Raw genomic sequence first — 25,778 nt, 5'->3', positions numbered from 1 at the left:
AAATTAATTTTATATCAATTATAGTACAGTAAATTTTTATTGTCAATTTATTTCTATCCTTTTTTCTCTTAAATATTCAAGATATTTAAGAAAGAAAATTAAACTCTATCTATTATTTCTATATATTACGTTTATTAGGATGTAATAGGAAGGATTTTTTAAAGTATATTATTTAAAATAATGCTAATAATTAAATGAAATATAGATTAATATAAGGAAAATTTATTATTTATAAACTTAAAAATCTTTTACCTAAATATTTATAATAATTCCAATTACTTGTATCCTATACTATAATTAAGATAAATTTAACAAAGAAATGTAAAATAAATAATTTATAAGGAGAGATGAAAATGAAATTAACTTGGCTTGGTCACGCTTCTTTTTTACTTGAGGATAGTGATGGTAGAAAGCTTCTTACAGACCCTTTCGATGAAACTGTAGGATACACTGTTTTTAAGGGTAGAGTTGATGTAATTACCATAAGTCATAATCACTTTGATCATAATTATATTAAAATAATCGGCAATGAAGCTAAAATCGTAGATAAAGTAGGTTTTTTTAATGAATGTGATATCCCTATTAGAGGAATACCATCTTTCCATGATGAAGTTAAAGGAGCAAAACGTGGAGAAAATATAATTTTTATAATTGAAATGGATGGATATAAAATTTGTCATTTAGGAGATTTAGGTCATTTATTAACGTCTGAAGATTTAGATATGATTGGTGATGTAGATATACTTCTCATTCCTGTAGGTGGAAACTATACCATAAGTGGTAGTGAAGCTGCTAACATCGCAAACTCAATTCAAAGTAAGATAACTATCCCTATGCATTACAAAACTCCTCGTCTGACTTTTCCGCTAGATGGAGTTGAAACCTTCTTAACTCACATGAAAAGTGGAGAGAGAATTAATAGTAATTCTATAATAATTGAAGACATATTGGATGAAGATAAGAATAAAGTATTAATACTTACAACATAAAATTATAACTATAATATAGTAATTCCACTATACAATTCATAACTTAAAATAATGCACAGTGCTTAGCTCACAATTATGAGCTAAACATTGTGCATTTAATAACACTAATTAAAATACTTAAAAATAGCATTTATTCTGATATATGATTAAATTAACATGAGTATATCTATAAAACATTATATAATAACTAATAATTGTAGAAATAATATAATTCTTAAAAACATATAATAATGTTATAATTTTTTAACTTCTTTAATTTTATTATTTATTATAATTTATTGAAGATAAGCTATTTTATTAAAATCACGTTTTCATAAATAAATTTACATGATATATATAATTGCACATAATAATATGTAAATAAAAGAAGGTGAGAGTATGATATTAAAGGATATCTTGATAGGAATAGAATACTTACTAGTTCAAGGAGCTTTAGATATATCTATAAATGAACTAAAATATGACTCTAGAAAGATAACTTCTAATGACGTATTTATATGTATAAATGGAACATTAGATGATGGTAATAAATATGTAGATGATGCTGTACTAAAAGGAGCAACTGTTATAATAACCAATAGAGATATTAAAGTTGCCCCTCATATTACGATAATTAAAGTAGATGATACAAGAGAGGCTCTTGCTATTATGTCATCTAATTACTATGGTAATCCTAAAAATAATATTAAAATAATAGGAATAACAGGCACCAACGGAAAAACTACTACTAGTTATATGATAAGAAATATTTTAAAAAATGCGGGATTTAAAACAGCATTAATAGGTACTATATGTAACTATATAGGTGATAAAAAAATTGAAACAGATAAAACAACACCTGAATCTTTAGAACTTCATAAACTTTTAAGAGAAATGGTAGACAATAATATTACTCACTGCATTATGGAAATCTCATCTCATTCCTTAGCTTTAAAGAGAACATACGGAATCACTTTTGAACATGGAGTATTTACTAATATAACTCATGATCATTTAGATTTTCATGGAAATTTTTATAACTACTATCACTCTAAAAAAATTCTATTTATAAATTCTAAGAATTCAGTTATAAATATAGATAATGAGTATGGAAGATCACTTTTAATTGAATTTAAAAATCGTTACACTTACTCATTTAAAAATAACGCTTCAATAAGCGCTAAAATACTATATTCTTCCTTAGAAGGTTCCTCATTTTATCTTAATTATAAAGAAAATTCTTTACCTATTAATTTAAAAATAGCAGGATTATATAATATTCATAATGCTTTAGCTGCTTCTATGGTAGGAATTTTAGAAGGTGTAAGTTTGGATTTAATAAAATTCTCTCTTGAAAATCTTCCTATAATTGAGGGTAGATTTCAATATGTATGTGAGGAATATCCTATTGATTACAAGATAATAATAGATTTTGCCCATTCTCCTGATGCTATAGAAAAAATATTAAATACAGTAAAATCTTATACCGATGGAAAAATAATAACTGTATTTGGTTGTGTAGGTAATGGTGATAAAAATAAACGTCCTATTATGGGACAAATTGCTACTAATTTAAGTGATCACGTTATAATTACTACAGACAACCCTAAAAATGAAGATCCAGAAGAGATTATAAACGATATCAAAAGTGGTATATCTTCTAATAATTATTCTATAGAGATACATAGACCTGCTGCAATTAAAAAGGCACTTTCAATTGCTAAAAAGAATGATATTGTTCTAATTGCTGGCCGTGGTCATGAAAGTTCTATGAAAATTAAAGATAGAACACTATATTTTACAGATGAAGAGGTTGCAATAGACTTTCTAGAAAAAAGAATATAAGAAATCTATGTAAAAAAATTATTAAGACTACCTAATTATAATTAAGTAGTCTTTTATACTCTTATTTTCTTACATATATTTCTTTACCAACTTTGTCTATATGTTCTTTTAATTTTTTATTGGATATTTCACTATAATTTATGATATCAAAAAAATAGGGCAATGGATATATTTCATTAAGATATTCATCTAATTGAAGTATTGTATCTTTAGTAATATTATTTCCTATAACAACCATATCTACATCTGAGCCTTTCTTATAATTTCCCATAGCTCTACTTCCAAATATAACGACTCTTTCAATTTCCTTAAGCTTGCTTATAGCTTGTAAAATATATTTAATATCTCTATCTAATAAACCAAACATACTTACAACTCCTGTGATAGTTTGTCATACATTTTTTTTAACTCTGGGAAATATAATTCTTTAATTTCTTTTACCATATTATCTGCTAAAACTTCGTCATAAGTATGAGTTGTTAAATTTCTATTTGAAAGGGCATCAATCCATATATGACCATTATCTATTAATCCTATTTGGAATGCTTGCTTTATCGTTTCTCTAGGACTCTTTACCATAAACTCCTCAGACTCTAAATAATCTTTTAATACCTTCCAAGCTAGTTCAAATGTCATCTCGAAAAATTGAATCATACCAGCTTTCTCTAACTCTGTTTTTATTTCTTCTTTAGAGTATTTTTCGATAAGCTTATATGATTTTTCAAAGTTTTCAAATCGTTGCCTCCATCTAATATCTTTTAGATTCTCCAAATTAATTCACCTCTATCATTTATGATACCTTAATTTTATTTCTTACTAAAAATTGTATATTATAGATGCACATTTTGTAAAGCTAAATTATATCTATATATTATGTAAAATGACATGCTACTATTACAATCATCTAACATATTTTTAGGTTTTGATTATCTTTATTCCCATATGACCTTTGCATAAGTACATTAGGAATAAACGAATATACCTAAATCTATAATTAACAATTACAACTCTTAAACTAAATATATAACTTTTAGTATCCTTCTAATATAACAGCTTCTCCTTTTGATAAGCTTCTTTTTACATCCACTATTCTTTGATTTGATGATCCTCTATACTTTAAATTATCATTCTTTTTACTAATATCAAATTTTCCATCTACAAGGACATCAATATTTTCAATTAATTCTTTCAATCCTACTTTTTTATCACTATTTTTTAAAATTTCTTCAAAGGTATATCCTGTATAACACCATATATCTTTATTTAATTTCTTAACTTCCTTAGCTATTTGTGAAAAAGCCTCTGCTTGTTCTACAGGATCTCCTCCACTAAAGGTAACTCCTTTAATTAATGGATTTTTCTTTATATCATTAATAATATTATCAATATTAAAAGCTTGACCATCATTAAAGCTATGAGTATGAGTATTAAAACATCCTTTACAATTATGCATACATCCTTGAGCAAATAAAACTCGTCTCATACCTGGTCCATTAGTTAAACTTTCATGTATTATTCCTGCTAATTTCACTGTTTTATTCATTTAATCACCTATATACTTATAATTTCTTTTTCCAAATTATTTATATAATTCATCAAAATATGCTAATATTATTTTATCATAAATATATGAGAAAAATCCGTGACTAAATTTATTTCTGGCTTCTTTTATATAATTTCTTTTTCTTCATATTCACCTTGGGATATATAATAAAGTCCGTAAAAGTATCTTTTTAATTGTAGTAGTTCATAGAAATTTCCCTGTTCAACTATTTCTCCATTTTTTATCACTATTATTTCATCATATTCTTTTAATATGTTTCCCCAAAGCCTATGAGTTACAACAACTGAAGTTATATCTTTCATAGCTACAAGAGTTTTTTCTATATCATAAGCCGTTTTATTGTCTAAGGAAGAAGTAGCTTCATCTAATAACATTATTGGTGTATTTTTAATAACTGCTCTTGCAATTGATATTCTCTGTTTTTCACCACTAGATAACAGGTTACCATTCTCTCCAAGCTCACTATTAAATCCATCTTTTAATCTAAGCAATAATGAATTTAATCCTGATATCTCAACAGCTCTATTTATTTCACTATCACTATAACTTCCAAATAGTGTTATATTATCTTTGAGGCTAGCATCAAAGATGAATACATTTTGTTGAATTATTCCTTCCAATTTATAAAGATTTTCACTGCTTATATTTTCTAGTTCTATTCCATCTACTAATATATTTCCACTGTAGTTTTCATAGTACTTCAATAATAATTTTAATATAGTAGATTTTCCTCCACCACTAGCCCCTACTATTGCGTATTTTTTGCCCTTTTTAAGACATAGATTGATACTATTTAACACTTTTCTTTCTTTATCATAACTAAAACTAATGTTATCAAACACTATTTTATTATTAAACTGAGTTTTCTCTATTAATAATTTATTTTCTCCTATATCTTCACTAAGCTTTTCAATCTTAGCTGAAATATCCTTTAAAGACTTAATTTTATTTATATATTGTATACTCATCATAATTGGTTGAGTTATATTATTTGATAATTGAACACAAGCAAACATTGTTCCTATGGTAATTTTTCCTTTTATGCATAAATATGAGCCAATTCCAAATACCACTGTAAATATTCCATAAGCCATAAAAATTGCTATTCCTCCTACCAGTGTTTCAAAAATATTAAACTTATTTTTTTTAGTTTCTGCATCATTATTATATTTGTTATACTCTTCTATCATTCTCTTTTCAACATTAAAACTTTTTATCACATCAAATCCTAGAAGTATATCTTTAACCTTTGAAATAAACGCTCCTTGACTATTAGAATACTCACTTCTGTATTTACTTAACTTTTCCCCAAATATTTGTGGTAATAAAAAACTTAAAATTCCTAATAAAAAAACTGATATGGTTATTTCTATGCTTAAAGTTACCATACTTACTACTGCTAATATAAATCCAAAGATTACTCGTATAATTTCAAATATACTAGTAAAATAATCATTTTCCATTAAAGACACATCACTTGATAATATAGAAATATATTTTCCGCTATTATCAACATTAAAATCTTTTATATCTTTTTTAAGAATATTAGAAAATATGTCCATCTTTAAAAATATCATAGTCTTTTTAATATAATAATGCTGTACATTTTTTCCTATAATACTCATTAAAGAATTTAGAATAAAATATCCTACCATTACTATAACAATAAATTTATAACCTTCTATATCTCCCATCTGTGCCACATCTGTAATATACTTAAAGATAAAAGCTATAGAAACATCAATTGCCCTCACCAAAATCGCCATAATAGCAGTAATAACAAACAAGCTCTTATACCTAAACAAATACTTTTTCATAAAAACCCCCCTTTTTAGATATTAATCTAATATACATTTAGATATACATCATGATAATATTATACTAATTTAATTAGATATTTGTCTATATATTCATTAGGTTTTTATCTAATGAATATATTAATTTTTTCATAAAAAAATAATCATGATGACAGTTATATTTCATCATGATTATTTTTAATTTAAGTTCCTATTCTAATCCAACTTGAATTGATTATTAAGATATTTGATTGTATTTTTTAACGTCTCTTTATTTAATTTATAATATACTTTTCCCTCTTGTTTATCCATTAATACTATTTCAGCTAAAAATAATTGAGACATATGATGAGAAACTGTAGCAGTTGTAAGTTTTAATCTTTCAGCAATTTCCATTCCATACATTTCTCTTTCCATTAATAATTTTATAATATTAAATTTACTTTTATCAGAAATCACTTTTAAGATTAAATTATATTTGTCATATTCATCATTGTCTTTTAATCTTTTTAAAACAGAATCTTCATATTTAAAACCTATTCCCAAAAAAATAGTTTTATCATCTACCATATTATAATTAATAGAACAAAATCCTATGTATAATGGATAGATATATATTTTTTCAAACTGTTTATAAGGAATTACTTTAGATAGATTATTTAAATATTCTATACCTTCCTCTTCTATTTTTTCTTTTAAATATTTATTAAATTTTTCTCTAATTTTATCTAAATTTTTATAGTACTTTTCAAATATGGGTTTATATAATCTTAAAAAATTGCAAAGCTCTAAAGCATATTTCTTAGGTTCATCTATAAATAAAAATAAATTCCACTTTTCTTCTGGAGTATAGGATAACTTTTTAATATATTCTATAATATCACGTTTACTTGAGCAAATTTCTTTATATTTTTCATTTACTAAATTAGAGTTACCTATGATTGAATGTAAAATAACTTTAATTAAATTTTTTGTTAACTCTTCTTCTCCCTTTTTTTCTATATCCATTAATACTTCATTAAAATTATCTATTCTATGTTCTTCATACCCTAAAGTTGCCCCTCCTATGCTCACAAGCTGAGTACCATTATTATAATCATGAAAAAAGAACCTTAGCTTTTCTCTATCTAATTCCTTCCACTTGCCTACATTTTCTATAAATCTAACTATGTCCTTATCTAATTCTATTCCATATTCATTAATAATTTTATGCATTAAATTCATATTTTCTAACATATATAGACTAAAAACTAAATCCTCAAATTTTCCTATAGCTTCATCAAATATAATTTTCATATTTTCTCCTCATTTAAATCTGTTATACAAATTATACATCAAATCTAGAAAGCTAAAAATAAATCTTTGCTTTTAGCTCTTAACATATATTTTATTCCTTAATGCTAATAATTAAAAGTACCAAGAAACATCCTTGGTACTTTTAGCTATTTATTATCTATATTATAAACTTTTTTATGATTTTCTGTATGAGAAATTCTATCTTCTCTCTCATGATATTTTCCCGGCCCAAATCTTTCATCTAGGCTTAGATACCCTGTTACTCTAGATACACCTTGAATGTTTGTACTTCCACAAGTTGTGCATTCAAACTTTTCACTATCCAAATAAGTACCACATTCTCTACAATATTTTATATGAAAATTAATTCCTAAATAACTTATATTGGTATTTTCATAGGCATACTTAATTATATCCATTATATTGTCACCATTTGGATAATCATCAACCTCTAAATAACTTATATGACCTGAATTACAAAGTTTATGATATGGTGCTTCTATATGAATTTTATCTATTATAGATATTGGGAATCCTACAGGTACATGATAACTATTTGTATAATACTCTTTATCCGTTACTCCCTCTATTTCTCCAAATATCTTTTTATCTTGTAGTATAAATCTTCCACTTAATCCTTCTGCTGGTGTTGCATAACAACCCCAATTTAAACTAGTTTCCTTAGTTAATTTATCTGTAAAGTTTCTTATAAAAGTTATTATTTCAACTCCTAGTGCTCTTGAAGCTTCATCCTCTCCATGATGTTTTCCAGTTAAAGCCACTAAAGTTTCTGCAAGTCCTATAAAACCTATAGCAAAGGTACCTTGCTTTAATATTGGTTCAATTGAATCATCTTGTGATAATCCTTCTGATCCTTTTAATAGTCCTTGACCTGCAACAAAAGGTAAATCCTTTATTTTAAGTTTTTTAAGTACATTATATCTATGCATTAACGCTTCACTTGCTTGCTCTAATCTATTTTCTAGTAATGAAAAGAACCTTTTCACATCACCTTTCGCAAGTATTCCAACTCTTGGAAGGTTTATTGTAGTTGGGGCTATATTTCCTCTACCTTTTGTTCCTGGTTCCCCATTACAATTACTCATTACATAAGTTCTGCATCCCATAGTTGCCGGAACTATTCCTTGATCATAATAAACTTTATTAAAATCAGAGTCTATATTCATGAAAGTAGGATTCATTCTTTTACTGGCTACCTCGCATGCAAGCTTAAATAGATAGAAATATGGATCATTCTCTTCTCTATTTACACCTTTTTTAACTCTAAATATTATATTTGGAAATATAGGTTGCTCCCCACGACCTAATCCTTTTTCGTATTCTTTTAAGAATATTTCACATATAAGTGCTGCATCTTTGCTTTGAGGTATTCCTATATTCATGGAAGAAAACGGAACTTGACTACCTGCTCTAGAATGCATTGTATTCAGATTATAAACAACTCCCTGCATGGATTGCTCTATTATTCTTCTTAATTTTTTTTCTACTGCTTCTTCTAATATATCTTCTGGTATTCCTAACTCTTTTAATTCTGTTCTTATTTCTTCTCTTGTTGGTTCTACAAAAGCAGCTAAGTCATTATCAAAATCTGCATGGGATTGTCCTCCAAACATATCGTTTTGAGTAGATTGAAGTAATATACAAGAAAGTTCTGCTGCCGAATCTATACGTTTAGCCTTTCTTAAATAACCATATCCAGTATTAAAACCTCTTTCTAAAATTTCTTTAGTAGGGATATGCAAGCAGTTTATAGTTAAATTATAACTATCTAAATCGTGGTAGTATAAATCTCCATTTTCATGGGCTTTTGATAGGTGCTTAGGCATAGTAGATAAGTTATACCATTTATTAGATTCACTAGCTATTCTAAGTAGTTTAGAACTAAAATTGTTTCCAACATTAGCATTGTCTCTATCAGTTTCTACTCCTATTCTTTCTATAGCTTTCATCAAATCAGATTTTATTTCTCTAATCCTAGTTCTTTCTTTTCTATAGTTTCCATAAGCAACACCTATAGGCTTATGACCATTCTCAAGTAAAGTACTCTGTACTATATTTTGAATTTCTTCTACTGTTAATTCTTCTACATTTAAATTCTCTATTCTTTTTATTATCTTTTGAGTTAACTCTATTTTTTCACTTTCTAGTAAATTATAAGATATTTCATCTGCTGATCCTTTAATAGCATTGGTTATCTTAACAGAGTTAAATTCAACCTTTCTACCATCTCGCTTAACAACATATAGCATAAATTACCCCCCTAAAACACAACATATTGCACTCGGATAATTATACTCTACTAAAAAAATTATATCAATTTATAAAAATATCTATGAAAATGGACTATGGTTTATTAATTACATTTAACTTGTAATTATTCCTTTTTTCATGTGAACATCATAATTGACATAAAGATTTATTTAAAATATCTACTAGTCTAAAGTATAAAACTCTCTAAAAATGCTCAAGATATATCTATAATGAGAATTTAATGTTAATTATGACCATATTAAGTTTAAACTTTATTATTTAATAAATATGGTAAAATTATAACAATTGAAATTTTTTTATTCAGGAGGAATTTAGATGAAAACAGGGACAGTTAAATGGTTTAACGCTGAAAAGGGATTTGGTTTTCTATCAGTTGAAGGCGAGGAAGATGTATTTGTTCATTTCTCTGCAATTCAACGAGAAGGATACAAAACTTTAGAAGAAGGTGACAAAGTACAATTTGAAGTTGTAGAAGGTTCTAGAGGACCTCAAGCAGCTAATGTTATTAAGTTATAATTTAGCTTATATAATTAAATACTCTTATTTCTTTATAAATAGCTACACCCTTCACATTATTATGAAGGGTGTTTATAACTTAAGTAATATTTAAGAATTAGTTAGTCAGTATACTAATCTAGTTTCATCACACTTAATCATTAAACTTAATGATAACTTGGAGCCTCTAAATCTGTGTGATGCAAAATATAACCTCATCTCTGACTAGTTATTTTTATAGTACTAAACTATTTCTTTATTAAATTTTTTATTCTTATACATCTTTTTATCTGCATTACAAATTATAGTCTTAAAATCATATTTTTCTCCTCCAGCTATTTCAAAGATTCCGTAGCTGAAATCTAAAGTATAGTCTTGTTCTCTATGATTTTTACATATCTCTCTTAAATCTTCCATAATTTCAATTGCCTCATCTTCTCTACACTTATCTAATAATATTAAAAATTCATCTCCGCCTAGCCTACCATATAAATTATTGCTATTGATATGAGACTTTAATGCTTGAGAAAATCTTATCAATAACTCATCACCTATAGTATGTCCATAGTTATCATTAACATATTTAAAATTATTAATATCTATAAAAATTATAGAGCTTCTATAGTTCTTATTATGAAATTCGTTAAGATAATATTCTATTATCTGTTCCAAATAGCCTCTACTATAAAGACAAGTCAGGCTATCATAAGTTGCTTTTTCTCTTAATTCTCCTTGAATTAAATGACTTCTAACTGCTAATCTAAATTCATTTAGTATATATTTTACTGTTCGTATATCTTCACTTGAAAAAGCCTCTTCTATAACAGTACTATCTAAATTTAATATTGCAGTTAAAACTCCATCTAAATATATAGGTGCACTTAAAGTATTGTGTATATTTAAAGATTCCGTTGAAATAAGCATATACTTTTTTGAAGGCTCCATATAAACTTCATTAAATTTTTTAGGATTTTTTATTATTGCAATATCCTTAAAATTATTTATTTCATGAAGGTATATTTCCTCTTTTTTTAATATTATTTTTTTTAAATCATCAGAATATCCATAAAGAGATATAAACTTAAATTCACTTCTATCTTCTGTTATTTTAAGTAAGCTGCCTTTAGACGCCTTAGGTACCAGTTTTATAGCTGTATTTAATATTAAATCATAAACCTCTTTTTCATTTTTAAGTGAAATTATTTTTTCACTAACAGCATATAAAACTTCTTTTCTTTTTTCTCTTTCTCTTAAGCTTTTTTTGTAGCTATATATTATACAACCCTCCATAACACATATTAATATCAGTACCCCAGTCAATGTTACTAGTAAATTATTTGTCAACATATTAACCCCACTTTTTAACATATATGTTTATTCTTAATTATACAGAATAATTGTGAATATTTGCTATAAAAAAGATAAAAATAATATATAAATATCTATTTTTTAGAAAAGTAATTCTAAATTTATATTTATACAAAACTTTCGTAAATCTTCTTATATATCTTCAAACTAAGTCTATTTATTAGTCTAATATAAAATTTATAATACAGTTGAAAGGATGATTTAATGTTTGGCAAAGTAATAGATATGAATAATACGGATGCATTTGTAGAACTTACAGATGGTATAACCATAAATGTATCTGTAAGTAAACTTCCTAATCATATAAAGGTTGGTGATAAAGTAGATATATCTTTTTCTAATTCTTCAACTATGCTAAATAATAAAATAGCAGATTTCTTATAATTTTTATTGTGTTTTCTTTAGTTACATAATATAATGAAATTGTAATAAAAATCTAATAAATTGCTAGGGGTGCCTTATGGCTGAGAGATGGACAATTCATTAACCCTTGTACCTGAACTGGATAATGCCAGCGTAGGAAAGCGTCTATATTAAAATGGAGATTAATATACCTTATGCCTATATTGGCATAAGGTTTTTTATATATTTAGCATTTTATAATATATAGTTATTAAATTTATATTTCTTTAATGTATATTTTTAAAAGCAATTTTATTTTTAATATATCAAGGCATCTTAAATTTATCATTTTCTTTTGGATGTCTAAAGTAAATGGGGGGTGTTCAACTATGTTAAATGCATTACAAGAAAATTTATCAAAAATTTTAAGTAGTAGTACTACAATTTTTACATTAATAGGCGTTCTAATAATAATTATTGCTTTTACAAGAATTAAAAAAATCCAATTTTCTACATCTATGATAACTCAAATTGGTGTAGCCTTAGGTGTGTCCTTAGCACTTAGCCTTATAAAACCATTTAATGCACCTTATGGTGGAAGTGTTACTTTGGGAAGTATGGTTCCAATCATAATTATTTCTTATATTTATGGTCCTGTACTAGGGGTTTTAACTGGATTTTTAAGAGGAGTATTAGATTTTATAATTGGTCCAGCTCAAATACTTCATCCTATACAAATATTATTTGATTATGCACTGCCATTTATGGCAATAGGTCTTTCAGGCTTAATTAAGAGTAATAAATTATTGGGGACAGTTTTTGGTACCTCACTAAGATTCGTATTCCACTTTATTTCCGGCTTTATATTTTGGGCCGCATATGCACCAGAAGGTATGTCTCCTTTAGTATATTCATTCTTATACAATATTTCATATGTATTCTTTGATGGATTAATCTGTGTATTAATATTAGCAGTTCTTCCTCTTGAAAGATTACAAAGAGAACTTAAAAGAGCCTAAAAAGAGCCTAGGGAACTCCCTAGGCTCTTTAATTTAAAAATCATCTGGTTTCTTTTCGTATATTTGTATTTTCCATTCACCTTTTTCATACTTATTAACTGCATAATAGTTAGTTTCATACTCACCAGCATGTCCCTTAAAGGTAATTATCGCTTTATATTTTGTAGAAGTATACCCTTCAGTATTTATATTCACCACTATACCAAAATCTTCCGCATTTTCATCCTTTACTAAAGTTACATCAGACAGCTTATTAAGCCTTTGCTCAAAATTCAATAAATCAGTAGACAAAATAAATTTTGACATCTCTAAATCTGAACTCATATTAATTCCTATTTTAGGATTATCTTCTTTACTCTTCTTATACATGTCTACTGCCTCGTATATTGTATCATAATAAACATTTTGAAAATCTATAGGTTTTCTTATATTCCAGAAATTTTTAATTATATCATTATCAAGTCGTTTTGATACTATATAGTTTTTATCATCATTATAAAAATTTGCACCATCATTTTTGTCTAATCCAGCAATATAATTGAATTTATGAATCTTATCAGGTCCTTCATAAATTTCAAAAATATAATCTGCTTCTAATGGACTTTTTGTATCAACTTCTTTAGCACTTGATAGAATTTTATATATTTCTTGTGCTACCCCAACATCAGTAACAGTAAATTTATAACTTTTATCTCTTGTGCTTTGAATAGTGATTTTAGTTGCTTTTTTTTCTTTCATAAATTCAAAAGCATTGTTATTACTCTTTAGCACACTACAACCAGTAAATATCATTACATTTACTAGAAATATTAATAATACTGTTGCATACTTCTTTAACTTATACACAATTTTCCTCCACACTATAAAATTAATAAAAGAGAAGCGGATGTTGCTTCTCCTTTAATTTTTATATCTTTAATTATAATACTTATATGATATTAAATCAAATATTAATTGATTTTAAAAGTCTTCATTATATTTTCAAATATTATAGGAATATTTTCTTTATAACTTTTATCTTTTATATAGAAACTTGATTTTATTTTATTTCCATTCAAATTTAAAAAATAATCATATGTTCTATAAAAATCATCTTTAGAAAGAGAAATATTATATTGCATTACATAAGCTTCATCTTTCCCTATGTTTGACTTAATTACTTTATAATCATCAATACCTATACCTCTTATATGTTTTTCATTTTCCTTGATTATAGACTGTATGTCCTCATTTTCATCCCAAAGTTCTATATATCCTTTAATTATATTATCATCAGAAATAAAATCACTATGATATTTAATTTTCTCATTACTTACTTTAGTCTCGCTACTAATCCAAGATTCAGGCAATCCATAAGTAATCTCTTCTTCTATTTTATATGTTTTGAAGGATCCTATATTATTTTGTGTCAATGTAGCAATTTTTAGTTTTTCTTCAAAGTAATTTCCAAGACCAATTATTAAAATCATAAGACCAACCATTATGATCGCTAATCCAGTTTTTCTCTTATTTATCGTTAATACCTTCATCAAATTTTCCTCCATAAATTATTATTAATATAATATATGAATGCTAATATTAAATTATTAGAAAAGATTGTAACTTTATTAAATTTTAGCTATATCTTAAGACTTATAAGGTGAATACTTAATTAAAAATTAGAAGAATATTTTGTACAATATAAAAAGCTAATCTCTACCTATTTACATTATAATATACATAAAATATTACAATGAATAGTTTTAAAATGTTAAAAATTTATCTTTTATATATAAAGTAAATGTATTTACTGCTTTACTCAATACTGAAAATTTATTGATGCTAAGCAATAATAAAAAATGAAGGGAAATTTTCCCCTCATTTTATTTTTTTATATTATCTTTTAACTGGTACTACTACTGTAGAATTTTTGAAATCATAGAACATTAACCAATATCCCATTTCAGCATCATTTTTATGTGGCATCCATGCTACAAATCCTGTCTTTCCTCCATATGGCTGATCGGATTCAGATTTTTTGCCAGGTAACGCATATACGATATATTTTAGATTTCCATTAATATCATACTTATGACCTATCATAAAATGTTTATGCTTTGCAATGTAAGGATAATAACAAATCATCGGATAATAAATTACCGTATATTTCTTATAATCATGCATGCAGTACATCTCTTCCATTTTTTCCACTGGTACTTTATACCATGCACAATTTTTAATATCATCATAATTATCCATTTTCTCAAACTCTTTAACTATATCTTTAAAGAATTTAGTCATCATACTCTTAGTATCTTTTTTGTAGCTATCATTTTTCTCGTACATTTTTTCATGCTCTTCATGATTAGGATAACACTCATGTTTCATTTTATGATCATAATCTTTTTTCATATGCTCATAATGCTTTTCCATTTTAGGGCCATATTCTTTATTCATATAATCACAATCTTTTTTCATATAATCATAATATTTATTCATATGATCATAATCCTTTTTCATATGTTCATAGCCTTTTTGCATTTCATGGTTATAATGTTTATTCATATGTTCATAATCTTTCTTCATATAATCGCAATCTTTTTTCATATAATCATATTCTTTCTTCATTTTATGATCATAATCTTTTTTCATATAATTACAATCGTCTTTCATATATTCATATTCTTTTTCCATATAATTACAATCTTTTTTCATTTTATAATCATGAGATTTATTCATATGATCCCAATCTTTCTTCATATGACTACAATCTTCTTTCATATATTCATATTCTTCTTCCATGTAATTACAATCTTTTTTCATTTTATAATCATGAGACTTGTTCATATGATCCCAATCTTTCTTCATATGACTACAATCCTCTTTCATATACTCATATTCTTTTTCCATATAATCACAATCTTTCTTCATTTTATGATCGTGATCTTTTTTCATGTACTCACAATCCTTTTTCATTTTATGATCATTACAATGTTTATGCTCTTTATGATGCTCTTCTTTATCTTTATAATCATCATAATGTTCCTTTTTCTCTTTATGATCATGCTTATCATATTCATGCTCTTTGCATTTATCCATCTTTTCTTCTTTCTTCTCTTTTTTCTTCTCTTCTTTTTTCTTCTCTTCTTTTTTATATTCTTTCTTTTCCTCTTTCTTATGATCATCTTTCTCTTTACAGCCGCAATCAGACTTATGTTTTTTCTTTCTCATTTCTTCATCTAATTCAGAGTTTTCCATATCATTCTTAGCAGTAGCTATATTTTCTTCTATATCACTTTCTACTACATCATTTTTTGCTATATTAATTTCTTCTATATCATTTTTTGCTGTATTATTTTCTTCTAAATTATTTTCTTTTACAGCTTCTATTCGTTGTTCATATTCATCACTTTTTACTATACTACTTTCTTCTATATCATTTTTTGCTGTATTACTTTCTTCTAAATTATTTTCTTTTACAGCTTCTATTCGTTGTTCATATTCATCAAATATAACTTCTCTTGGCATAGGCTTCATATCTTCTTCTGAAACAACCTCATAGTCTTTCCAATCCTTAGATACATCTGAAGTAATAAATCCATGCATTATACATCCAATTTTGTTACCATCCAATTTAACGATAGCTGCTCCTGCTATTTTATCAGCGCTTATACCACTATCTGCTATATTATTCATGTCATATTCATAAGTAACATCGGCTCTGCCATAATCATCTATGTTCATTTTAGCTATTTTTATTATTTTTTTAGTGTCTTTCTTATCGCAAATAAGTACCATATGACAAGGTCCTTTTTGTTTATTTACGTTTTGAACATAATATGACAATTTACATTTATTATTTTTCATTTCTAATTTAGCATAACCTGATGGAGCTTTATCTTGGTCTAAAGAATAACCTTTTTCGTCTTCTTGTAATATAATAAAAAATCTACTATAACTTTTTTTAGGTGTCACTTCACGTTACCTCCATTTAAATTTATACAATATAAATATATGAGAGGGAACTTTAAAAAATGATAAAAACCTATACAAGATAAAGTTTAAACTCCTCCCATTTTGTCTTATAGTAGATTATATTTATACTTATTAAATAATATTCTATTTAATGTTAAAAATATTTAATTCTTAACTAATTATTAATTGTAAAAAACGCCTTTTAATCTTCTTAAAATATTTTTAATCTGATATAAAACGTATTTATAAGCTCTCACTAATTATTTTCCTTCAAATATTTACAAATTGTTTTTGAAAATAAAAAAATCATTTTTACTAACTAAACTTTTAATTAGCAAAAATGATTCTTCAAATTAATTTTTAATTCTTTTTCTCTTCTAATATATTATTACTTAATGTAGCAAACTCTTGTATTGTTAAAGTTTCTCCTCTTCTATTAGGATCTATACCTGATTTTTCAAAAGCTTTTTGCAGTTTTTCTTTATCCATACCTAAATTTTTCATTCCATTCCATAGTGTCTTTCTTCTCATATTAAATGCTTGACGTATTATATTAAAAAATAATTTCTCATCTTCTACCTCTACAGCAGGTTTATTCAATTTATCTAATCTTATAATTATCGAATCAACTTTAGGTGATGGTATAAAGCATGATGGTGGCACTCTTCTTATTATTTTCGTGCTACAATAATATTGAACTAATAATGAAAAAGCTCCATATTCTTTAGTACTATGTTCCGCATCTATTCTTTCCGCAACTTCCTTTTGAATCATTATAGTTAAAGATTTAAAATTATAATCACCATTTAATAGATTAACTATAATAGGAGTCGTCACATAGTATGGAAGATTCGCAACAACTTTTACGCTCTGCTCATCACCTATAAGCTCGTTATAATTTACCTTTAAAGCATCTTTATGTATAAGTTCAAAATTGTCATATTCTTTAAGTTCTTCTTGTAATATAGGTATTAATTTATCATCTAGTTCAATACTAGTTACTTTTTTAGCTTTTTTCAAAAGTTCTTTAGTTAAAGTTCCTACACCTGGTCCTATTTCTATAACATAATCTTCCTCTGAAACCTCTGCTCCATAAACAATATCCTTTAAAACATTATCATCAGTTAAAAAATTTTGCCCTAAACTTTTAGTAAACTTAAATCCATACTTATTTACTATATCTTTAGTTGTTAAGTTTTCCATAATTCATCTCCTTATCTATTTTTTTAAGTGCTTCTACAAACTCTTCTTTAGATATACCATAATTATTTAATCTAGTTACAAATTGAGATGCATTACAATATCCTATCCCTAAAACTCTACCTAAAGCATCTCTTCTTTCTTTAGATTTGCTATCTCCTGTAAGCTTAAAAAAGTACATATCTTGAATATCGAATTCTTTTCTAACTTCTTTCATTTCACACTTAGCATTTTGTAATGCTTTTATTATAGTCTCTGGTGATGCATTCTCAACTCCTATATCTCCATCTTTAGTACCTTCTTTTTGACTTATATATGCATGCTTAACATTTGGTACTCTTTTTGCTATTATCTTTCTTATTTTTTCTCCAGCAAAATCAGGATCTGTGAGTACTATAACCCCTTGTCTTTTTTGTGCCTCTTTTATCTTATTTATTATATTTTGATTTATACCAAATCCACTTACTGCTATAAGTTCTGCATCCACAGCTCTTTTTACAGCAGTAATATCATCTCTTCCTTCTACAACAATAACTTCTTTAATCATCTGCTCCTCCAATATATTTCCATATTCCCTTATGTCATTTATAATTTTCTTCTATATATTTATTAATGTCAACTGAAAGTTATATACAAATTTAATTTATACAAAAACTATATGTAGTCATTAGATGAGTATTATCCTTATTATATGTTGAAAATAACTTTTTAATTAAGATAAAAACAAGTTGCTAATCTTCATATAAGTTAAAAAAATTATTTATATTTCTCTTTTATAATAGAAATTTTAAATTTATCTCTTTTTAAAATGACACAGTCACTTTTATTGAAAATCCCATTTGAAGAAATTAATTTTCACCATAATTCTTTTCTTCATACTTAATTATCAATTTTCAAAAGCTATCCATAGTCAGTTCTTTATTGACTAAGTTATATATTAATTTTTTTCTTATCAGAATATTATATACATCCTAATCCTATATAATATTCTGATAAGAAAAAAATAGGAGCATTGCTCCTATTTAAGAATATAAACATTTACTGTTCTTCTACCCCAATTGATCATTTCATTATAAGTATTAAAATATACATCAATTATATTTCCTTTTATAGCTCCTCCAGTGTCTTGTGCTATAGCGTATCCATACCCCTCAACATATACCTTTGTTCCAAGAGGAATAATTCTTGGATCTACAGCAATCGTACTGTAACCATCTGGGTCACGAACACAGTTCACTCCTATAGCAGCAACACCATTGTCATCTCCTCTATCAGCTGTATAAGCCGTAGATGACATAGTTAACATTTCCGTATAATAATCCTCGCCACCACGAGAAGGCCTTAAAACCCCTAATGTTCCTACATCAACTACTTGATTAACAGGTTGCTTTTTAACCTTTTCATTTAAAACTTTACGAGAAATTTCTTTACCATTTTCATACACAAATTCTGTTGTGATTACTTTCTCGCCTTTTTGTCCTTTTTGGACTATATTCTGAGTTCCTTGAGGCAAATCTTCATTTTTTCTAACTTCTGTTGCAAAATCTAAATGCCTAACCTCATCTTTAACTTTCTTATTTACTCTTGTTATTTGAACTTTCAATCCATTTTGTAGAAGTTTTGACTTATCAGGTGTTACTTTATCAAGCTTATTTAAAGCTATATTCTCTGCCTGTAGCATTTTTTCTACAGTATCCTCTGCAGATTTAACCTTTAACACCTTTCCATCAACATTCACTTCAACATCTATAGCTTTATTTATATATATATTGTCTCCATCTTTCACTTCACTGTCTAATGCCACAGATACTTTATCAAATTCACTTACTGCAATACCCTCATTTTTTAGTATTGTATCTAAATTATTTGATAATGTTGTAATTTGTACTTCCTGGCCATCAATAACTATTGATATGGTTTTTCTCATGTTTATTATAGTAATAGTTAATCCTAGTAATACTAACATTACTATAAATAGTGCCTTCTGCCAAGTTGAAAAATAAGTATTCAACTTCAGTTTTGCATTCATAATCATAAAATTACCTCCCTTAGACAAGAGTACCTCGAAATTATAACCTAAGTTTTGCAATTGTGTCAAATTTCAAGTATCTTTACATTGAATTGATTCTGTAAATATACGTAGTGTACATACCTACAATGATGTGGTCATCACTTATAATTGCAGAAAAATCAATCCTTAAGGGTAGATTTGTAGAAGACCATATTGAATATTTTTTGATGATGTTATGATTAAATATATTTAATAAATTATATAAATATTACTTGAAAATAAGTTTTGTTCATAATTTATTAACATTTTTGCTACTGTTTTTTTCATGGAAATCATAGAATTATATATATTAAAAACCATTTCACTCCATTAATTCCACTATATTTCCTTATTCTTCTGTAATTTTTAGGAGCTTTTTTCAACAAAATGGATTTTATATATTGGTATTATACCTTATTATTTTATATTAAACAACCTTTTAGTGTTATTTATGGTATTTATTTCCACAGTTTCTCTGTCTAAATTTTTAATTTCCATTATCTTTTCTATTATATATTCTATATAATCAGATTGATTTCTTTTTCCTCTATAAGGTGTAGGTGCCATATAAGGACAGTCCGTTTCAACAAGTAATCTATCTATAGGGACTGCTTTAACAACCTCTTTTATTACTTTTGCATTTTTAAATGTAACCACCCCTGTTACACCTATATAATATCCTAATTTCAAGCACTCTCTTGCAAATTCTACACTACCTGAAAAGCAGTGGACTACCCCTTTAACCTCAGGATATTCCTTTAGTATATCTAAAGTATCCTTATGTGCATCCCTATCATGAATAACCACAGGTAAATTTAATTCTTTTGCAAGTTCCATTTGCATTCTAAATGCTTTTTTCTGAACTTCTTTTTCAGGATTTTCTTCCCAATAATAATCTAGTCCTATTTCTCCTATAGCTTTAACTTTAGAATTTTTAGATATTTCCCTAAACTCCTCAATTAATTCTTCATTTATAATGTCTGCATAGGAAGGATGTATACCTATAGCAGCATACATAAATTCATATTTATTAGAAAGATCAACAGAAATTTTAACCCCTCTTAAATCTGAACCACAATTTAAAACACCTATAACTCCTTTTTCTTGTATATCTCTTATAACATTTTCTCTATCTTTATTAAAAGCTTCATCATCGTAATGTGCATGTGAATCAAATATCATTTCTTCTACCTCTTTTCTTTGTTAGGCATCTGAAATAAAATAATAGGCCAAAGATGTTAGTATATTTTATATCAGACAAGGCGTCGAGTTCTGCTCATAGTGACGCTATGGGCTGGTTCTGACAACGCAGTATGATACAAAATAGATAAGCATACTGACTATCTATTTTTTTGAATATGCCTCATATCAAACAAGGCGTCAGGTTCTGCTCATAGCGGTGCTATGTGCTAATTTTGACAACGTAGTATGATGAAAAATAGACTAATATGCTGGGCTATTATTTTTTGAAGATGCCTTATAATGATGAAAGTAATGGTGATAATAATCCCATTATTCCCCCTAATAATGCACCTAACCATGTAATAGCCTTAAGCTCTTTACTTGCAATATCTAATATTAATTTTTCTACGAACATCACATCAAAACTATTTATTTTATCCTCTATAATTCTAGCTATATTAAAACGTTCAATAAGCTGCGGTGCTTTATTATCTATGAATTTCTTATATAGGTCTATTAATACTTTGGAAAGTTTATTTACTGTTTCTCCATTAGTATTTACTAATAAACTTCTTGATGACTTTTTAACCACGCTATTAAGCCCATATTCAACTATAGTTTTAATTTTGTCCATAAATTCTTCTTTATATACAATGTTGTCCACAATTTTTATTATCATATTATTGATAATTTCATCATAAGAAAAATTCATATTCTCCAGTGCTTCTTCTAGAGTTTCCATGCTGCAAAATTTTTCCTCTAATTTATTTAACAAATTCTCTACTATATTATTTTCCTTTAATTGTTCTATGAAAAGATTAGATATAGTCTCAACGGCAGAATCTTTGCCTTCTTTAGATGTATTATTAACTATCTCGCTTAATTTTGTTTCCAAAATTTTATCTATAATATTATTTATTACCATTACTATATCAATAATATTTTGTTCTTGTGAAAGCAATTCTTCTGCCCCATTAACTATTTTTTCATATATACTATCTGATTTAATGAACATAGCAATCATAGGACTCATTCCACTTATAACTTCAGTTATTATATCTTTTATCTTAACTTCTGCTTTCTCACTCTTTATCCCTGTCTTAATATAAGATGAAATCTCATATCTTTTATTATATGTATAGATTTTTAAATTGCTTGTCAATCCTTTGGGTATAATGTCATTTAACGACTTATTGCAATTATCTAAGTCTCTCATCTTATCATTTAATACTTTTTCAATGCTTCTCTTTAATTCATCACTATCTATATAACCTTTACTCTTAGCTATTAAACTTCCTTTTACAGCACTATAAACATTATTACCTAAAAACTCCTTAGGATTATTTTTAAGCTTATTTTTAATTTCTATAGTTATAGCTTCACAAATTGCTTTTTTAAATTGTGTATCTCTAACATTTTCTATTAAAGATTTAGATAAGCTATCTCTTATTCCATAATAAATTTTATTATAGTTTTCATTTAGTAGCTCTTTTGCTTTATCTTCAATTGTGATATCACTAAATTGTAACTCTTTAAACTTCTCTCCTACATAATTAGAAATTCCCTCATTTATATTCTCGTTACAAAGAGCTTCTAATATTGTTTCTTTAGTTAGTAAATGATCTCCTACTGTTTCTCCTACACTTTTTGATATTCTTTCTTTCTCTTTAGGAATAAGCCCTGGGGTAAAAGGTATTTTAAAGCTACCTATTCTCAATTCCTTATGAGGTCTAAATAACATTTTTATAGCTAACCAATTAGTTAAGTATCCTATTACTGCACCTACCATTGATCCAATAATATACTTCATTTCTTCACTCCCTTTTAATATATAAAATCATAATTCAATATACAAAATATAATAACATAACTCTTAAGATATAGGCACTTAATATGATAAATTTTCTGGATAATTCTAAATAACATATGGAAAAACATGGTTATTGTCGATATATGTATGATGGCTATATGTTAAAAAAATCTATTTGACTAAATTTTAAGTATTATTATATAATTCAAAATATGAAGTTATCTATATAAATAATTAATTACTAGGGGGAAATTATTATGACGTTAAAATTGGACATGATTCAAACTTTAGCCTTAGCAATAGTTGTCTACTACATAGGTAGATGGATAAAAACTAAGGTAACTATTCTAGAAAAATTTTGTATACCTTCACCAGTAGTAGGCGGTCTTATTTTTGCCATCTTAAATTTAATACTTACTGAAAGCAATATAATGACCATATCTTTAGATTCAACTTTACAGAATCCTTTTATGCTTGCTTTCTTCACTACTATAGGCCTTGGAGCAAGTTTTAAACTTATAAAACAAGGTGGAATTCAAGTTGGATTATTTTTTATTGCAGCTTTATCATTAGTAATATTTCAGGATATACTTGGTGTTTTTCTTTCTAAAGCTATAGGAGTAAGCCCACTATTAGGACTTATATCTGGTTCAATAACAATGACCGGCGGACATGGTACTGGTGCAACTTGGGGAGCACTGTTTGAATCTAGATATGGTCTAGCTGGTGCAACAACTACAGCTGCGGCAGCTGCTACTTTTGGACTTATATGTGGTAGCTTAATTGGTGGCCCTATTGCTAAAAATTTAATTAATAAAAATAAGCTAAAAAACAATGCTGATGCTTTTGTAGCAACAGATACAGAGATTAAAGAAAAAGTAAATTACGAAGAATTATTTAAAACTACTTCTATTATCTTTATATCTATGGGTCTTGGAACTATCTTAGAAATGATTTTCACTAAAATAGGTATTACTTTACCTGCATACATTGATGCTATGATTGTAGCAGCGATAATATTAAATACAGGAGAAAGTACAGGAAAATGGAAAATCAACTCAAAATGTGCAGATATTATTGGTAATATAAGTTTAAATGTATTTTTATCAATGGCTCTTATAAATTTACAACTATGGGAATTAAAAAGTACAGCAGGTCCACTACTAATATTACTTATTGGACAAGCAATATTGATGGCTATATTTGCTTACTTTATAACCTTTAGGCTTATGGGACAAGATTATGATGCAGCTGTTATGGCAGCAGGTCATTGTGGATTTGGAATGGGTGCTACACCAAATGGAATGGCAAATATGGAAGCTATAACTTCAAAGTATGGAGCTTCTCCAAAAGCATTTTTTATACTCCCAGTGGTAGGTGCTTTTCTTGTAGACTTTTCAAATTCGTTGGTAATAACTCTCTTTGTAAACCTTTTTAGTTAATTAATACCAGCATATATTTGTTTTTCAAATTTTTTTAATTTTTTACTTTTTTAAATTTTTGAATATATCTTATAAAAGACATGATTTTTATCATGTCTTTTTAACTGAGGATTTAAAATAAAACATCCAAAAAATATCAAGTAAAAGATATCAATTATTATTGTTTTCAATAGATCTATCACAATTTATTAATCTTCTACAGTAAACTGCATATTATGTGCATTAAAGAAGCTGTGGATTAGTAGCGCTATATTCTTCTTATACTTTTACTGATATAATGTAATTAATATGTTTTAAGGATGGTGCAAATATGTTTGATACTCATATTCATACTGACTTTTCTAGTGATTCAAAGATGAATATAAGGGATGCTATTAATTCAGCTAGAAATTTAAACTTAGGAATAGTTATAACTGATCATATAGATTTAAATTATCCTGATAAAACAAAATTTAAAGTTGATTTAAACGAATATTTTAAATGCTATAATTCTTATAGAAGTAATAATATCTTAATAGGCATAGAATTAGGAATGGATATGAACTATAAGAAAGAAAATGAATTAATTTCCTGTCATCCCTTTGATCAAATAATAGGTTCTCAACATTCAGTAAATGGAATAGATGCTTTCGATCAGTCATTGTATAAAGAAAAAAGTAAAAAAGAAATATTCTCACTTTATTTTGAAAATATGATAAACTCTATAAAAACTCATAATTATATAAATACTTTAGGTCATATAGACTTTATCTCAAGATATTGTCCTTATGAAAATCAAGAGCTATATTATAATGAATATAGTGATTATATAGATGAGGTTATAAAATTGTGTTTATCTTATGAAATCTCTTTAGAAATAAACGCAAAACGTCTAGATAATTCACTAAGTACTAAAAATCTTATAGATATTTATAAGAGATATCGTGAACTTGGAGGAAAATATGTAACCATAGGTTCCGATGCTCATATTCCATCATCTATTGGATTAAATTTTAAACAAGCTCTACAAATTTGTGAGTATGTAGGATTAGCTCCTGTATATTATAAGGAAAGAAAAGCTGAATACATAAAAAGGTGTGATTAATAATCACACCTTTTATAAGTTATTTTACATTATTAGAAATACCTATCTTAATTATGGATTTAGGCATCTGA

Annotated in this window: 22 protein-coding genes and 1 riboswitch; of the genes, 7 read left to right on the top strand and 15 right to left on the bottom strand. The window is 26.5% G+C overall.

The genetic code is table 11. The features are described from left to right. The first annotated feature begins 353 nt into the window (after nucleotides 1–353). Together ACY1IQ_RS11805 and ACY1IQ_RS11800 are read left to right on the top strand one after the other, a co-directional pair. On the top strand, nucleotides 354–989 hold the full coding sequence (locus ACY1IQ_RS11805; RefSeq protein WP_461614103.1) for an MBL fold metallo-hydrolase: 636 nt from the start codon (nucleotides 354–356) through the stop codon (nucleotides 987–989). Nucleotides 990–1,367: 378 nt separating this feature from the next. After that, nucleotides 1,368–2,813, top strand: coding sequence for a UDP-N-acetylmuramoyl-L-alanyl-D-glutamate--2,6-diaminopimelate ligase (locus ACY1IQ_RS11800; RefSeq protein WP_461614102.1), 1,446 nt, complete (start codon nucleotides 1,368–1,370; stop codon nucleotides 2,811–2,813). Nucleotides 2,814–2,874: 61 nt separating this feature from the next. Here the strand turns inward: ACY1IQ_RS11800 and ACY1IQ_RS11795 are convergent, their stop codons facing one another. The 6 genes from ACY1IQ_RS11795 to nrdD all read right to left on the bottom strand — a co-directional run bounded on the left by ACY1IQ_RS11795 (nucleotide 2,875) and on the right by nrdD (nucleotide 9,739). Beyond that, complete coding sequence (locus tag ACY1IQ_RS11795; protein WP_461614101.1) at nucleotides 2,875–3,180, bottom strand: nucleotidyltransferase family protein; 306 nt, start codon at nucleotides 3,178–3,180, stop codon at nucleotides 2,875–2,877. 2 nt (nucleotides 3,181–3,182) lie between these two features. Further along, on the bottom strand, nucleotides 3,183–3,584 hold the full coding sequence (locus ACY1IQ_RS11790; protein WP_461614100.1) for a nucleotidyltransferase substrate binding protein: 402 nt from the start codon (nucleotides 3,582–3,584) through the stop codon (nucleotides 3,183–3,185). Nucleotides 3,585–3,843: 259 nt separating this feature from the next. Continuing rightward, on the bottom strand, nucleotides 3,844–4,356 hold the full coding sequence (nrdG, locus tag ACY1IQ_RS11785) for an anaerobic ribonucleoside-triphosphate reductase activating protein (protein ID WP_461614099.1): 513 nt from the start codon (nucleotides 4,354–4,356) through the stop codon (nucleotides 3,844–3,846). 125 nt (nucleotides 4,357–4,481) lie between these two features. Then, a complete protein-coding gene (locus tag ACY1IQ_RS11780; protein WP_461614098.1) occupies nucleotides 4,482–6,194 on the bottom strand; it encodes an ABC transporter ATP-binding protein in 1,713 nt (570 codons plus the stop codon). Between the two features lie 195 nt (nucleotides 6,195–6,389). Beyond that, a complete protein-coding gene (locus tag ACY1IQ_RS11775; protein WP_461614097.1) occupies nucleotides 6,390–7,469 on the bottom strand; it encodes an ArsR/SmtB family transcription factor in 1,080 nt (359 codons plus the stop codon). A gap of 146 nt (nucleotides 7,470–7,615) precedes the next feature. Next, nucleotides 7,616–9,739 (bottom strand): anaerobic ribonucleoside-triphosphate reductase, encoded by a 2,124-nt coding sequence (gene nrdD, locus ACY1IQ_RS11770; protein ID WP_461614096.1) that lies wholly within the window; start codon nucleotides 9,737–9,739, stop codon nucleotides 7,616–7,618. Nucleotides 9,740–10,076: 337 nt separating this feature from the next. Between nrdD and ACY1IQ_RS11765 the strand changes: the two genes are divergently transcribed. After that, nucleotides 10,077–10,277 (top strand): cold-shock protein, encoded by a 201-nt coding sequence (locus ACY1IQ_RS11765; protein ID WP_461614095.1) that lies wholly within the window; start codon nucleotides 10,077–10,079, stop codon nucleotides 10,275–10,277. A gap of 222 nt (nucleotides 10,278–10,499) precedes the next feature. Here ACY1IQ_RS11765 and ACY1IQ_RS11760 read toward each other — a convergent pair whose 3' ends face one another. Then, on the bottom strand, nucleotides 10,500–11,546 hold the full coding sequence (locus ACY1IQ_RS11760; protein WP_461614094.1) for a GGDEF domain-containing protein: 1,047 nt from the start codon (nucleotides 11,544–11,546) through the stop codon (nucleotides 10,500–10,502). Nucleotides 11,547–11,828: 282 nt separating this feature from the next. Here ACY1IQ_RS11760 and ACY1IQ_RS11755 point away from each other — a divergent pair, with 282 nt between their 5' ends. Then, nucleotides 11,829–12,008 (top strand): hypothetical protein, encoded by a 180-nt coding sequence (locus tag ACY1IQ_RS11755; RefSeq protein WP_461614093.1) that lies wholly within the window; start codon nucleotides 11,829–11,831, stop codon nucleotides 12,006–12,008. A gap of 55 nt (nucleotides 12,009–12,063) precedes the next feature. Further along, nucleotides 12,064–12,164: riboswitch (TPP riboswitch) on the top strand. Nucleotides 12,165–12,355: 191 nt separating this feature from the next. Further along, entirely contained in the window at nucleotides 12,356–12,985 is a 630-nt protein-coding gene (gene thiT / locus ACY1IQ_RS11750) for an energy-coupled thiamine transporter ThiT (RefSeq protein ID WP_461614092.1), read from the top strand. 33 nt (nucleotides 12,986–13,018) lie between these two features. Here thiT and ACY1IQ_RS11745 read toward each other — a convergent pair whose 3' ends face one another. The 8 genes from ACY1IQ_RS11745 to ACY1IQ_RS11710 form a co-directional block, all read right to left on the bottom strand. Then, nucleotides 13,019–13,831, bottom strand: a complete 813-nt coding sequence (locus ACY1IQ_RS11745; protein ID WP_461614091.1) for a hypothetical protein — start codon at nucleotides 13,829–13,831, stop codon at nucleotides 13,019–13,021. 104 nt (nucleotides 13,832–13,935) lie between these two features. Further along, a complete protein-coding gene (locus ACY1IQ_RS11740) occupies nucleotides 13,936–14,514 on the bottom strand; it encodes a hypothetical protein (protein ID WP_461614090.1) in 579 nt (192 codons plus the stop codon). A 346-nt stretch (nucleotides 14,515–14,860) separates the two neighbouring features. Further along, the gene (locus tag ACY1IQ_RS11735; protein WP_461614089.1) at nucleotides 14,861–16,939 is read right to left on the bottom strand and encodes a hypothetical protein; all 2,079 of its coding nucleotides are present in this window, start codon (nucleotides 16,937–16,939) and stop codon (nucleotides 14,861–14,863) included. A gap of 360 nt (nucleotides 16,940–17,299) precedes the next feature. After that, nucleotides 17,300–18,142 (bottom strand): 16S rRNA (adenine(1518)-N(6)/adenine(1519)-N(6))-dimethyltransferase RsmA, encoded by an 843-nt coding sequence (gene rsmA / locus ACY1IQ_RS11730; protein ID WP_461614088.1) that lies wholly within the window; start codon nucleotides 18,140–18,142, stop codon nucleotides 17,300–17,302. After that, on the bottom strand, nucleotides 18,123–18,686 hold the full coding sequence (gene rnmV / locus ACY1IQ_RS11725) for a ribonuclease M5 (RefSeq protein ID WP_461614087.1): 564 nt from the start codon (nucleotides 18,684–18,686) through the stop codon (nucleotides 18,123–18,125). Before rnmV ends, rsmA begins: the two co-directional genes overlap by 20 nt. Before the next feature lie 471 nt (nucleotides 18,687–19,157). Then, complete coding sequence (locus ACY1IQ_RS11720; RefSeq protein ID WP_461614086.1) at nucleotides 19,158–20,174, bottom strand: 3D domain-containing protein; 1,017 nt, start codon at nucleotides 20,172–20,174, stop codon at nucleotides 19,158–19,160. 432 nt (nucleotides 20,175–20,606) lie between these two features. Then, complete coding sequence (locus tag ACY1IQ_RS11715; protein ID WP_461614085.1) at nucleotides 20,607–21,371, bottom strand: TatD family hydrolase; 765 nt, start codon at nucleotides 21,369–21,371, stop codon at nucleotides 20,607–20,609. Nucleotides 21,372–21,666: 295 nt separating this feature from the next. Beyond that, a complete protein-coding gene (locus ACY1IQ_RS11710) occupies nucleotides 21,667–23,181 on the bottom strand; it encodes a DUF445 family protein (RefSeq protein ID WP_461614084.1) in 1,515 nt (504 codons plus the stop codon). A 257-nt stretch (nucleotides 23,182–23,438) separates the two neighbouring features. On the opposite strand from ACY1IQ_RS11710, the gene gltS reads away from it, so the two are divergent. Together gltS and ACY1IQ_RS11700 are read left to right on the top strand one after the other, a co-directional pair. Next, nucleotides 23,439–24,623, top strand: a complete 1,185-nt coding sequence (gene gltS / locus ACY1IQ_RS11705; protein WP_461614083.1) for a sodium/glutamate symporter — start codon at nucleotides 23,439–23,441, stop codon at nucleotides 24,621–24,623. A 310-nt stretch (nucleotides 24,624–24,933) separates the two neighbouring features. Next, the gene (locus ACY1IQ_RS11700) at nucleotides 24,934–25,707 is read left to right on the top strand and encodes a histidinol phosphate phosphatase (protein WP_461614082.1); all 774 of its coding nucleotides are present in this window, start codon (nucleotides 24,934–24,936) and stop codon (nucleotides 25,705–25,707) included. Nucleotides 25,708–25,778: the final 71 nt, after the last annotated feature.

Source organism: Clostridium sp. Marseille-QA1073, from assembly GCF_054863625.1.
Note: the sequence above shows the minus strand (reverse complement) of the source record. Positions and strands in the feature narration are given on the sequence as shown.